Annotated in this window: 13 protein-coding genes; 9 read left to right on the top strand and 4 right to left on the bottom strand. The window is 44.5% G+C overall.

Annotated elements, in window-relative coordinates; translation table 11 throughout:
* Window positions 1–78: 78 nt before the first annotated feature.
* From ABUA47_RS14165 to ABUA47_RS14175, 3 genes are all read right to left on the bottom strand, one after another.
* Window positions 79–432, bottom strand: a complete 354-nt coding sequence (locus ABUA47_RS14165) for a phage holin family protein (RefSeq protein WP_349831698.1) — start codon at window positions 430–432, stop codon at window positions 79–81.
* Between the two features lie 19 nt (window positions 433–451).
* Window positions 452–661 (bottom strand): YtxH domain-containing protein, encoded by a 210-nt coding sequence (locus ABUA47_RS14170; protein WP_005826568.1) that lies wholly within the window; start codon window positions 659–661, stop codon window positions 452–454.
* 94 nt (window positions 662–755) lie between these two features.
* Entirely contained in the window at window positions 756–2,033 is a 1,278-nt protein-coding gene (locus ABUA47_RS14175) for a DEAD/DEAH box helicase (protein WP_035448029.1), read from the bottom strand.
* Window positions 2,034–2,207: 174 nt separating this feature from the next.
* Between ABUA47_RS14175 and ABUA47_RS14180 the strand changes: the two genes are divergently transcribed.
* The 9 genes from ABUA47_RS14180 (at window position 2,208) to ABUA47_RS14220 (ending at window position 11,300) form a co-directional block, all read left to right on the top strand.
* On the top strand, window positions 2,208–2,612 hold the full coding sequence (locus ABUA47_RS14180) for a lipocalin-like domain-containing protein (RefSeq protein WP_172685027.1): 405 nt from the start codon (window positions 2,208–2,210) through the stop codon (window positions 2,610–2,612).
* A 48-nt stretch (window positions 2,613–2,660) separates the two neighbouring features.
* Complete coding sequence (locus ABUA47_RS14185; RefSeq protein WP_035448030.1) at window positions 2,661–3,161, top strand: SPOR domain-containing protein; 501 nt, start codon at window positions 2,661–2,663, stop codon at window positions 3,159–3,161.
* A 534-nt stretch (window positions 3,162–3,695) separates the two neighbouring features.
* Window positions 3,696–4,520, top strand: a complete 825-nt coding sequence (gene cysQ / locus ABUA47_RS14190; protein WP_005836050.1) for a 3'(2'),5'-bisphosphate nucleotidase CysQ — start codon at window positions 3,696–3,698, stop codon at window positions 4,518–4,520.
* Between the two features lie 7 nt (window positions 4,521–4,527).
* A complete protein-coding gene (locus ABUA47_RS14195) occupies window positions 4,528–6,081 on the top strand; it encodes an SLC13 family permease (protein WP_349831699.1) in 1,554 nt (517 codons plus the stop codon).
* A 21-nt stretch (window positions 6,082–6,102) separates the two neighbouring features.
* Window positions 6,103–6,708 carry an adenylyl-sulfate kinase gene (gene cysC, locus ABUA47_RS14200; RefSeq protein ID WP_005836053.1) on the top strand — a complete coding sequence of 202 codons (606 nt, stop codon included), beginning with the start codon at window positions 6,103–6,105 and terminating at the stop codon, window positions 6,706–6,708.
* Between the two features lie 6 nt (window positions 6,709–6,714).
* The gene (gene cysD, locus ABUA47_RS14205) at window positions 6,715–7,626 is read left to right on the top strand and encodes a sulfate adenylyltransferase subunit CysD (protein WP_005826557.1); all 912 of its coding nucleotides are present in this window, start codon (window positions 6,715–6,717) and stop codon (window positions 7,624–7,626) included.
* A gap of 40 nt (window positions 7,627–7,666) precedes the next feature.
* Window positions 7,667–9,139 carry a sulfate adenylyltransferase subunit CysN gene (cysN, locus tag ABUA47_RS14210; RefSeq protein WP_035448035.1) on the top strand — a complete coding sequence of 491 codons (1,473 nt, stop codon included), beginning with the start codon at window positions 7,667–7,669 and terminating at the stop codon, window positions 9,137–9,139.
* 63 nt (window positions 9,140–9,202) lie between these two features.
* Window positions 9,203–10,309, top strand: coding sequence for a sulfotransferase family protein (locus ABUA47_RS14215; protein WP_009036831.1), 1,107 nt, complete (start codon window positions 9,203–9,205; stop codon window positions 10,307–10,309).
* A 25-nt stretch (window positions 10,310–10,334) separates the two neighbouring features.
* On the top strand, window positions 10,335–11,300 hold the full coding sequence (locus tag ABUA47_RS14220) for a PCMD domain-containing protein (RefSeq protein WP_057088318.1): 966 nt from the start codon (window positions 10,335–10,337) through the stop codon (window positions 11,298–11,300).
* A gap of 82 nt (window positions 11,301–11,382) precedes the next feature.
* Here the strand turns inward: ABUA47_RS14220 and ABUA47_RS14225 are convergent.
* The coding region (locus ABUA47_RS14225; protein WP_349831701.1) for a YjbH domain-containing protein at window positions 11,383–11,988 on the bottom strand (606 nt) is incomplete at its 5' end.

Genomic DNA, 11,988 nt, shown 5'->3' on the forward strand with positions numbered 1-11,988 from the left:
CAGCATGGCTTTTTTCTGGGCGATGCTTTCTAAAGTGACGGGAGTCGTATTGGTCGTATTATCCATGAATATTTCGAATTAATTGTCTAAGAATAATTCTGCGATAAGTTTTACTGTCGGATCAATAATGAGCTTTTTGCGGAATAGGACAAGCAGAACGATGAGTAGGATATGGAAGCACGTGATAAGTGCAAAACTCATCATTAGCCCGCCTACCAGCGGAGCTAAAATATAGACCAGCGTAAACGACAGATGAAACAGAACCACTACGCCGAGTATGACGACCATAAGCACCAATAAAAGCGTTGTAAGCAGTTTGGACAGTTTTTCGGTGACTTCCAGTTTGGTATATTCTTTTTGCAGCTCCAGGTATTTCTTGAATTCAATGAAGAGCTGCTGCATATTTTCTATACTTTTGTCGTCTGCAAACATAGTGGTTCTGTTTTTTACCTTATTCCGTTACCTCACCTTTGATTTCCGCAGCAATTTCATCTACCAAGTCTTCCATTTCGCTTCGGTTCAGACGAATCCCTTTCTTACGGAGAATTTCTGCGATTTTGTTACGGGTGTCTTCTCCTTTTTCAGGAGCAAATAAGATACCGAGGGCTGCACCTACTGCGGCGCCACCCAGGAAAGCTGCTAAAACATTTAATCCTTTCATAATGATATTCCTTTCTTTTTTTGAGGTTCGTACGACAAAACTAACAAATTTTTTTGAAACTTTGTTCGGAATATCAGTTTTTTTATGATTGTCTTTATCTTCCAACTCCTTTTGGGGTGTTGTTTTGCGAGGTTTGCTTTTTTCTTCTCCAAAAGTCTCCATTCGTACGGCTCCCGCGATAGATTTTGTTTTCCTTGGTTTTGGCCTTAATTTCTTCAGTCTTGATTTTCTGTGCTTTTAAACCATCGGCGGTGACAAAAGGGTGTTCTTTTATTACTGGGATACTTTTCCCTATCAATTTTTGGATATCTTTCAGGTAAGGCAGTTCTTCCGATTCGCAAAAGGAGAGGGCGATGCCGTCGTGGCCGGCACGTCCGGTTCGTCCGATACGGTGCACGTATGTTTCCGGAATATTGGGCAGCTCGTAGTTGATGACGTGTGATAGTTGGTCCACGTCGATGCCTCGTGCTGCAATATCGGTTGCTATCAGTACGCGCAGTTCATGGTTCTTAAAGCCGGTCAGTGCTCGCTGTCGGGCATTCTGCGACTTGTTTCCATGTATGGCTTCGGCTCTTATTCCGGACTTACTAAGGGTACGTGCAAGTTTGTCTGCTCCATATTTAGTTCTGGTGAAGATAAGTACGGACTTGATAGCCGGATTCTTCAGCAGATGAATCAGTAAGTCTTTTTTCTCTTTTTTCTCAACGAAATAGACTGATTGGGAGATTGTGTCAACCGTGGACGATGCAGGGGTGACTTCTACTTTCTCGGGGTGCGTCAGCATGGAGTTTGCCAAGATTTCTATTTCCGGAGGCATTGTGGCCGAAAAGAAGAGAGTCTGCCGTTTTGCGGGCAATAGCTTTAATATGCGTCGGATATCATGTATGAATCCCATGTCCAGCATCCGGTCTGCTTCGTCCAATACGAAGAATTCGAGTGCTTTTAGGTTAATGAAACCTTGGTTGACCAGGTCTTGCAGTCGTCCGGGAGTTGCAACCAGTATTTGTACTCCACGTTTCAGTTCATCTGTCTGTGGCTTTTGTCCTACACCGCCGAAGATGACGGCATGTCTCAGTCCGGTATACTTACCGTATGCACTGAAGGATTCTCCTATCTGTATGGCCAACTCGCGGGTCGGCGTCAGAATGAGTGCTTTGATACTTTTGCGGTTATCCGTTTTATATAACTTTTGCAAGATAGGGATGGAAAATGCGGCGGTTTTGCCTGTTCCGGTTTGAGCACATCCTAATAAGTCTTTTCCTTGAAGTAATATAGGGATCGATTTTTCCTGGATTGGGGTAGGGGTGGAATACCCCTCTTCTTGAAGAGCCTTCAATATAGGTTCTATCAAATTCAAATTTTCAAATGTCATGTAATCAATTAAGTGAGCCTCATGCTCTGTTTATATTTGGCAAATATACGTCAAGTCTTCCGGGAAATCTCTTTTTATGGAGGGGTTTAATTATATTTAACTAAGGATGCTGAGGTATAATCGCATGTTATGGTGTACTTTTGTTCCATATTTAGATAGTGGCATGGAAAAATGATGAAATTGCATTTAAAATATCTTTGGATTGTATTGGTGGCTTGTACTTTGACCGCTTGCATGAATGGTGGGGGTGACTTGGCCGGTAAGTGGCAGTTGCGTCAGTATCAATATGCCGACGGTACATCAGAGAAGGTGGACAGTGTATTTTATAATTTTCAAAAAGGAAGTTTTTCTGCCATATGTTTGTTGAAAGATGGAGGGTTGACTACGTTTTTTGGAAATTATTCTTTGAAAGGTGCTGAAATTTCCATTATTTTGTTGCCTGAAAGCGTTAACGATAAAAATTATGATACTTATTTCGGGTGGCCGGAAGGAAAATGTACCTTTAAAGTAGAAGATTTGTCCTACTCTTCATTGCGTTTGGAATATGAGGGTACGAAATCTATTTTTCGAAAATTTTGAGATAAAGAATAAGAATAGACGATTTTACTAATAAAAACAATAGAAAAGATGAAAAAATTAGCCGTATTGGGAATGGGAGTATGTATAGCTCTGGCATTCTCTTCTTGTAAATCAAGTGAAAGTGCTTATAAGAAAGCATATGAAAAGGCAAAACAGCAGGAATTGGCCGAGCCGCAGACAACTGCTCCTGCTGAAGAGGTGGCTCCAGTGGTTACCGCTCCAGTAGAAGTAAAGGTGGTGGAAAGTGCACCTGCCGGCATGCGTCAGGAAAAGGTGACTGTGGTATCAGGTGGTACCAGCTTGAAAACCTTTAGTGTAGTTTGCGGAGCTTATAGCGTGAAAGCTAATGCGGAAGGTGTGAAGCAGGCATTGGTGAATGAAGGCTATACTGCTATGGTGGTTTACAATGCAGAAAGAAACCTGTATCGTGTAGTTATCGGTACATTCGATGACAGAGCATCCGCCGAGAATCTGCGTGACTCTTTCAAAGCTAAACATCCTTCGAATGATGACTTCCAGAAGGCATGGTTGCTGTATAGCATCAATTAATAGAATTCTTTTTGGTAATTCATAACAGAAAGGAATGTATGTTTCCTTTCAAGATGAGGCAGTAACTGCGAAGTTACTGCCTTTTTCATGATATGCCGAAAGAATGTGAAGGCTGGCGCTGTCGCGTGTTTGGTTTGGCAAAACAAAGTGTTTCCTTTAACAGAACAGTTTGTTTCAAGCAGGAGAACACTTTGTTTCATTAACAGAACATCTCGTTCTATCGCATAAAAACAAAATGTTTTTATATACTGAAACAACTTGTTTTTAAAGGTTGAAACAAAGTGTTCAGTACTGTGAACTAACGGACTAATTGAGAAAAGACCCAGATAAACTCATGTTGTCACAGTCTCTTTAGTTCCTCTTCCTTCGTGAATATTTCACTCTATTTCTCTGCTCCGGATTGATTTTTCTGATTGTGAAAAGTGCTTATAATATTCTCTCTTTCGTTTAAAAGAAGTTATAAAACAAGAGGTGGAAACTTTTAGACCTGAAAAAGTTTTTAATTTTGTGCCTTATCTTTGAGAAGAATATAGTATGGAACGACGATATATACTGAATGCGATTGATGCCGCTTTGCAGGCTGGCGAGAAAATTCTTTCCATTTACGATGATCCGGCATCGGATTTTCAGGTAGAAAAAAAAGCGGATAATTCTCCTCTTACTATTGCCGACCGTAAGGCTCATGAAACTATCTGCCGTTTTTTGGCTGATACACCTTTCCCTCTGCTAAGCGAGGAAGGCAAACATTTGCCTTTTTCGGAACGACGGAGTTGGGAAACTTTATGGATTGTAGACCCTTTGGACGGTACGAAGGAGTTCATCAAGAGGAACGGTGAGTTCACAGTGAATATAGCTTTGGTGCATCACTCAGTACCGGTAATGGGAGTCATTTATGTGCCGGTAAAAAAGGAGCTCTATTTTGGAGTGCATGATTCGGGTGCTTATAAGCTATCCGGTATTACTGCACGTGATGGAATGTCGTGGGATGAACTGCTTGTGAAAGCTGTCCGGCTGCCGGAAACAAGCGTGCACGAACGGTTTGTAATTGTGGCTTCCCGTTCGCATCTGACGCCCGAGACAGAAGATTATATCGAGAAAATGAAATGCAGCCATGCGGAAGTTGAGCTTATATCAAGTGGAAGTTCCATCAAGATTTGTCTGGTAGCTGAAGGCAAGGCTGATGTATATCCTCGTTTTGCCCCTACGATGGAATGGGATACGGCGGCTGGGCATGCTATTGCACGTGCTGCCGGAATGGAAATTTATCAGGCGGGGAAGGAAGAACCTTTGCAATATAATAAGGAGGATTTGCTGAATCCGTGGTTTATCGTAGAACCCAAGCATACCGAAATAAAATAACGACTTTATGACATTTGAGATATTGTTTGTGCTGCTGGCATTGTTGGGCATGGTGATTGCCTTGGTTCTGGATAAAATGCGTCCGGGCATGGTGCTCTTTTCTGTCGTAGTATTGTTCTTGTGTGCAGGTATCCTCACTCCTAAGGAGATGCTGGAAGGGTTCAGTAATAAGGGGATGATGACTGTTGCCATGCTGTTTTTGGTCAGTGAAGGCATCAGGCAATCGGGTGCTTTGGGGCAAGTAATCAAGAAGCTGCTTCCCCAAGGTAAGACTACGGTCTTTAAAGCGCAGTTCCGTATGTTGCCCACCATTGCTTTTATTTCAGCTTTTCTAAACAATACTCCGGTGGTTGTTATCTTTGCTCCCATTATCAAGCGTTGGGCCGAATCTGTAAAATTGCCTGCTACCAAGTTCCTTATACCCCTTTCTTATGTGACGATACTTGGCGGAATCTGCACCCTGATAGGGACGTCGACCAATCTGGTGGTGCATGGTATGATATTGGAAGCCGGATATGAAGGCTTTACTATGTTCGAGTTGGGTAAAGTGGGCATTTTCGTCGCGATTGCAGGCATCCTTTATCTGTTCGCTTTTTCCTCAAGGCTTTTGCCGGATGTTCGTACGGATGCGGTAAAGCTAGATGAGGAACCGGAGGAGCATGGAGATTTACATCGGGTGGAAGCTGTACTCGGCGCCCGTTTTCCCGGTATCAACAAGAAACTTGGTGATTTTAACTTCAAGCGGCATTATGGGGCCGAAGTGAAGGAGATTAAGCGTAGCGGTCAGAGCATTGTCGGAAATCTGGAAAATGAATATCTCCGCGAAGGGGATACGCTGGTGGTGATGGCTGATGACTCTTTTGTAAAGACCTGGGGGGAATCTTCGGTGTTCGTGTTGCTGGCCAATGGCAAGGATACGGAACCGGTGCCCGGAAAGGGAAAGCGCTGGTTTGCCTTGGCTTTGCTGATATTGATGATAGTGGGTGCAACGGTTGGTGAACTTCCGGTTGTCAAGGAAGCTTTTCCGGAAATCAAGTTGGATATGTTTTTCTTCGTTTCCATTACTACTATCATTATGGCCTGGACAAAGATATTTCCGGCCCGCAAGTATACCAAATATATATCTTGGGATATTCTGATAACGATTGCTTGTGCTTTTGCTATCAGCAAGGCGATGGTGAATTCCGGAGTGGCAGATGCTGTGGCGCGTTTCATTATAGGCATGAGCCATCATTATGGCCCCCACGTGTTGCTGGCTGCTGTGTTTATCATAACGAACTTGTTTACAGAACTGATTACGAACAATGCGGCCGCGGCACTCGCTTTCCCGTTGGCACTTTCCATCTCTTCACAGATGGGAGTCAGTCCGATGCCTTTCTTCGTTGTAATTTGTATGGCGGCTTCTGCCAGCTTCTCCACTCCTATAGGGTATCAGACTAATTTGATTGTACAAGGTATCGGTAACTATAAGTTCAAGTATTTTGTACGCATCGGGTTACCTTTGAATATCATTACTTTCCTGATATCCATTTTCTTGATTCCTTTAATTTGGCCATTTTAAAAAAAGAAGAAATAATAACATATGGAAGAAAACAACCACATATATCCGATATTTGACAAAATGCTGATGCGGAAAGACAAAGAAGACTTGTTGAAGCAGCACAGCGTGATGGTTTGGTTTACCGGCTTGAGCGGCTCCGGCAAAAGTACGATAGCCATTGCCTTGGAGCGCGAACTTCATAAAAGAGGATTGCTTTGCCGTATCCTGGATGGTGACAACATCCGCAGTGGCATCAACAATAACCTCGGTTTTACGGAGGCCGACCGTGTGGAGAATATCCGGCGTATAGCCGAAGTTTCCAAACTCTTTCTTGATACGGGTGTTATAACAATCGCGGCTTTTATCAGTCCTAATAACGATATTCGTGAAATGGCGGCTGATATTATCGGACAAGACGATTTTCTGGAAGTTTATGTCAGTACCCCGCTTGAAGAGTGTGAACGCCGTGACGTGAAGGGACTTTATGCCAAGGCACGTAAGGGAGAAATCAAGAATTTTACTGGTATTTCCGCGCCTTTTGAGGAGCCGGCTCATCCGGCTCTGACGTTGGACACCTCTGTTCTCAGCCTGGAAGAATCGGTCAATAAACTGTTGGAACTCATTTTACCAAGAATTCAGAAGAAATAAGATATAATGAAAGAAGAATATAAATTGAGCCATTTGAAGGAACTCGAAGCAGAGTCCATTCATATTATCCGTGAAGTGGCAGCGGAGTTTGAAAATCCGGTGATGCTGTATAGTATCGGCAAGGATTCTTCGGTTATGGTGCGCTTGGCCGAAAAGGCGTTTGCTCCCGGCAAAGTGCCGTTCCCGTTGATGCACATCGATTCCAAGTGGAAGTTTAAGGAGATGATACAGTTCCGTGACGAGTATGCCAAGAAGTATGGTTGGAACCTGATAGTGGAAAGCAATATGGAAGCTTTCAATGCAGGTGTCGGACCTTTTACGCATGGCAGCAAGGTGCATACGGACTTGATGAAAACGCAGGCTTTGCTCCACGCATTGGATAAGTATAAGTTTGATGCGGCATTCGGTGGCGCTCGCCGCGACGAGGAGAAGTCACGCGCCAAAGAGCGTATTTTCTCTTTCCGCGACAAGTTCCATCAATGGGACCCCAAAAATCAGCGTCCTGAATTGTGGGATATTTATAACGCCCGGGTACATAAAGGAGAGAGTATCCGCGTATTTCCGTTAAGTAATTGGACGGAGCTGGACATCTGGCAATATATACGTTTGGAAAACATCCCTATTGTGCCGTTGTATTTTGCCAAGGAACGTCCTTGTGTGGAGATTGACGGAAATCTGATAATGGCGGATGACGACCGCTTGCCGGAACAGTACCGCGACCAGATAAAGATGCGTATGGTGCGTTTCCGTACGCTGGGTTGCTGGCCGTTGACCGGTGCTGTGGAAAGCGATGCCGATACCATCGAGAAGATTGTCGAGGAAATGATGACCACCACCAAGAGTGAACGGACGACCCGTGTCATTGACTTCGACCAAGACGCAAGCATGGAGCAGAAGAAGCGCGAGGGATACTTCTAAAGGAATTAAAAATTAAGAATTAAAAATTAAATCATTAAGGATGAACGATTCTACACTTGATATAAAGGCTTTTCTTGATAAGGATGAGCAGAAAGACTTGTTGCGCTTACTGACTGCCGGTTCTGTGGATGACGGAAAATCCACATTGATAGGCCGTCTGTTGTTCGACAGCAAGAAACTATATGAGGACCAGCTGGACGCACTGGAACGCGACAGCAAGCGCATGGGAAATGCCGGCGACCACATTGACTACGCCCTTTTGCTGGACGGCTTGAAGGCGGAGCGCGAACAAGGCATCACCATCGACGTGGCATACCGCTACTTCTCGACCAACAATCGTAAGTTTATCATTGCCGATACTCCGGGACACGAGCAGTACACACGCAACATGATTACCGGGGGCTCTACAGCTAACTTGGCAATTATTCTGGTGGATGCACGTATGGGTGTCATTACGCAGACGCGCCGGCATACTTTTCTGGTGTCGTTGCTTGGCATCAAGCATGTGGTGCTTGCTGTCAATAAGATGGACCTGGTGGATTTTTCCGAAGAACGTTTTAATGAGATAGTCGATGAATACCGGAAGTTTATAGCTCCATTGGGTATTCCTGACGTAAACTGCATTCCGCTGTCAGCTTTGGATGGCGACAATGTGGTGGAGAAATCGGAACGTACTCCTTGGTATGAGGGTATTTCACTTCTTGACTTTCTGGAGACGGTACATATTGACAACGACCATAATTTGAAGGATTTTCGTTTCCCGGTTCAATACGTCTTGCGCCCCAATCTCGATTTCCGTGGTTTTTGCGGTAAGGTGGCTTCGGGTATTATTCGTAAGGGAGATGAAGTGATGGCATTGCCTTCCGGTAAGAAGTCGCATATCAAGAGTATAGTTACATACGACGGCGAATTGGATTACGCCTTTCCGCCCCAGTCCGTCACCCTGACTCTGGAGGACGAAATAGATGTGTCGAGAGGGGAAATGCTGGTACATCCGGATAACCTGCCCGTCATGGACCGCAATTTTGAAACGATGCTGGTTTGGATGGATGAAGAGCCGATGGATATCAACAAATCATTCTTCATCAAACAGACCACCAATATAAGCCGCACCCGCATCGACAGCATCAAGTATAAGGTGGATGTCAATACGATGGAGCATCTTTCCATTGACAACGGAAAGTTGAGCAAGGAAACATTGCCGATGCAGCTCAATCAAATTGCGCGTGTGGTGCTGACTACTGCCAAAGAGCTTTTCTTTGACCCTTATCAGAAGAATAAGGCTACCGGTTCGTTTATCTTGATAGACCCGATAACCAACAATACCAGTGCTGTAGGTATGATTATCGATAGGGTGGAGGATAAGGACATGCACTTAGCTGAGGACCTGCCTATACTGAATTTGCCTAAGCTGGGTATAGCTCCCGAACATTACGAAGCTATAGAAAAGGCTGTGAAAGAGCTGGAACGCCAGGGCGTGGCTGTACGGATAGAGCGCAGTACTTCTTTATAAGTATTGCAGTTCTCTCTCGGTATCACCGGAAGAAAACCATAACATATTAATATAAAGATAATAATGGGATTGTTAGAATTCAATAAGCTTCCGATAAACACCCTGGTAGGTGCGGATTGGAAAACATTCAAGGATATAACGGGCGGTCGTGACATCGGTGCTGCCTACAAAGGCAAGTATCGGCTGACAAAAGCCGTCTGCCGCTTGCTGTCCACTTTGGCTCCTCTGCAGGACAGACGCTATGAAAAGCTTCTGGCAGATAAGCCCTTGGAGCATGATCCGGTATTCATTTTGGGACACTGGCGTAGCGGGACTACGTTTGTGCATAATGTTTTCTCCTGCGACAAGCATTTCGGCTACAACACGACATACCAGACTGTATTTCCACATCTTATGATGTGGGGGCAGCCTTTCTTCAAGAAGAACATGAGTTGGTTGATGCCGGACAAACGTCCCACGGACAATATGGAACTTGCCGTTGACCTTCCGCAAGAAGAGGAGTTTGCTTTGGCAAATATGATGCCCTACACCTATTATAATTTCTGGTTCCTGCCCGAATATCAGCAAGAGTATGCCGATAAATACCTGCTGTTTGATGACATCACAGAGAAAGAGCTGAAAGTATTTGAGGAGACTTTCGTCAAACTGATAAAGATTTCTCTTTGGAATACGAACGGAACCCAGTTTCTTAGTAAGAATCCGCCTCATACGGGACGTGTGAAAGAGCTTGTCAAGATGTTCCCCAATGCCAAGTTTATCTATCTGATGCGTAATCCTTATACTGTTTTCGAAAGCACACGTAGTTTCTTTACTAACACCATTCAGCCGTTGAAACTGCAGGATATCAGTCATGAGGAGCTTGAGAAGAATATTTTGTCCATTTATGCCAAACTGTATCATAAATACGAAGCGGACAAGGCATGTATTCCTGAAGGAAACTTGATAGAGGTGAAGTTTGAGGACTTCGAAGCGGATGCAATGGGAATGACTGAATATATCTACAAGGCTTTGTCCATTCCGGGCTTTGTAGAGGCGCGTGTCGATATTGAGAAGTATGTAGGTGGAAAGAAAGGATATAAGAAGAATAAATACAAGTATGATGAGCGTACAGTGCAGTTGGTCCAGGATAACTGGAATTTTGCACTGGAACAGTGGAAGTACGATTTATAATGATTGTCAATTATCAATGAGAGAAATGATTCAAAAGAAAATTCGTATGTTGGGAGTGCTGTCTGCCATGCTTTGTTGCGGAGCCGTTTCTGCGCAGCAGCACGAGGTAGAGATGATTCCTTTCGGAAATATGGATCAATGGATTGACCGCCAAATCAAGGAATCCGGTATTATTGGCGGTGCCACGAAGAATGTGTATGCCATCGGCCCTACTGCTACTGTCACCGAAACCAAGGCATACAAGAATATGGGAGGTTCGCCGTGGGCGACATCCAATGTGATGGCCCGGGTAGCCGGTATCACGAAAACTAATACTTCTGTTTTTCCGGAAAAGCGAGGGGATGGTTTCTGCGCCCGCATGGACACCCGTATGGAAAGTGTGAAGGTTTTTGGAATAGTGGATATCACGGTGCTGGCTGCCGGCTCTATGTTTCTGGGTGAGGTGCACGAACCTATCAAGGGAACCAAAAATCCGCAGAAAATGCTGAATTCCGGCATACCGTTTACAAAGAAACCTATCGCCATACAGTTTGATTATAAAGTAAAGATGTCCGACCGCGAGAAGCGTATTCGTGCAACGGGCTTTAGCCGTATCACAGATGTGGAAGGAAAGGACTTCCCGGAAGTGAATCTGTTTCTGCAAAAGCGTTGGGAAGATGAGAAGGGGAATATCTATGCCAAGCGCGTAGGAACGATGGTCGTAAGATATTATACTACTACCGATTGGCATAATAATGCCACTTATTCCATCATGTACGGTGATATTACCGGTGACCCTGCGTACAAGGCCCACATGATGCGTCTTCAGGTTGAAGAACGCTATGCAGTTAATAGTAAAGGAGAGAGCGTACCTATTAAGGAGGTTGCCTGGGGAACGGAAGATGATGTGCCTACTCATTTGTTGTTACAGTTTACCTCCAGCCATGGCGGTGCTTACATAGGTTCTCCCGGTAATTCGTTGTGGATTGACAATGTAAAATTGGTATATTAGAATAAAAGCAGTTAAAGTTGGATGTCATACTTTAGCTGCTTTTTTAATGGAGTCACTGAGACTTTGGGTTACTTCTTATTTCTTATTTCAGATGAATTTTGTATGTCAGCCCTCCACTGAAATATTTCATCCTCTGCATTTCCACCTGCACATGCAGATGCTTGAACAACAGATAAGTGGCTCCCAAGGCAAAGTCCTTGGAGTCATATTCCGCTATCATCCTTAACTGCGGATGAAAGGACGGATTGTAGGTGACACCCAGTGCAAAGCCATTCAGCTTGTACTCCTTGCGGTCATTATACAGATAGGAAAGATGCACGCCAACCTCCTCTTTACCCGCAACGGGTATCTGCTTGGAAGCGGCAATATAGAAACGGCTGTAATAGCCGTTACCTTCCGTAGTGCTAACTTGACCGCCGCCAGAGGAAGTGAACGGGTCAGATGTCCCCAGCACCACGGCCGGCATGTATTTCCAGAACTGCCCCTCCTTCAACACACGCAGACGGGCGGAAAAGTAACGGTCCTGGTTCGTGAATCCGCTGTACCCGTATGGCTTCAATCCTAACGCCTCTGCCTTGAAAAGTGTACACGTGTAGGCTATCTCCAGAAAGGGAAAGATAGTTACACTCAAGAAATAGTTGTAGGTATGATAGTACCAGGTGGGTGGTGTGAGCTCCTTGTTCAGGAA

Origin of the sequence: Bacteroides sp. RTP31139st1_H2_RTP31139_211217, from assembly GCF_040227615.1 — a bacterium.
Lineage (GTDB): Bacteria > Bacteroidota > Bacteroidia > Bacteroidales > Bacteroidaceae > Bacteroides > Bacteroides uniformis.

Excerpts from the sequence above, each read along its gene's own strand:
- ABUA47_RS14165 (WP_349831698.1), bottom strand. The coding sequence starts at position 432 with ATGTTTGCAGACGACAAAAGTATAGAAAATATGCAGCAGCTCTTCATT.
- ABUA47_RS14170 (WP_005826568.1), bottom strand. The coding sequence starts at position 661 with ATGAAAGGATTAAATGTTTTAGCAGCTTTCCTGGGTGGCGCCGCAGTA.
- ABUA47_RS14175 (WP_035448029.1), bottom strand. The coding sequence starts at position 2,033 with ATGACATTTGAAAATTTGAATTTGATAGAACCTATATTGAAGGCTCTT.
- ABUA47_RS14180 (WP_172685027.1), top strand. The coding sequence starts at position 2,208 with ATGAAATTGCATTTAAAATATCTTTGGATTGTATTGGTGGCTTGTACT.
- ABUA47_RS14185 (WP_035448030.1), top strand. The coding sequence starts at position 2,661 with ATGAAAAAATTAGCCGTATTGGGAATGGGAGTATGTATAGCTCTGGCA.
- cysQ (WP_005836050.1), top strand. The coding sequence starts at position 3,696 with ATGGAACGACGATATATACTGAATGCGATTGATGCCGCTTTGCAGGCT.
- ABUA47_RS14195 (WP_349831699.1), top strand. The coding sequence starts at position 4,528 with ATGACATTTGAGATATTGTTTGTGCTGCTGGCATTGTTGGGCATGGTG.
- cysC (WP_005836053.1), top strand. The coding sequence starts at position 6,103 with ATGGAAGAAAACAACCACATATATCCGATATTTGACAAAATGCTGATG.
- cysD (WP_005826557.1), top strand. The coding sequence starts at position 6,715 with ATGAAAGAAGAATATAAATTGAGCCATTTGAAGGAACTCGAAGCAGAG.
- cysN (WP_035448035.1), top strand. The coding sequence starts at position 7,667 with ATGAACGATTCTACACTTGATATAAAGGCTTTTCTTGATAAGGATGAG.
- ABUA47_RS14215 (WP_009036831.1), top strand. The coding sequence starts at position 9,203 with ATGGGATTGTTAGAATTCAATAAGCTTCCGATAAACACCCTGGTAGGT.
- ABUA47_RS14220 (WP_057088318.1), top strand. The coding sequence starts at position 10,335 with ATGATTCAAAAGAAAATTCGTATGTTGGGAGTGCTGTCTGCCATGCTT.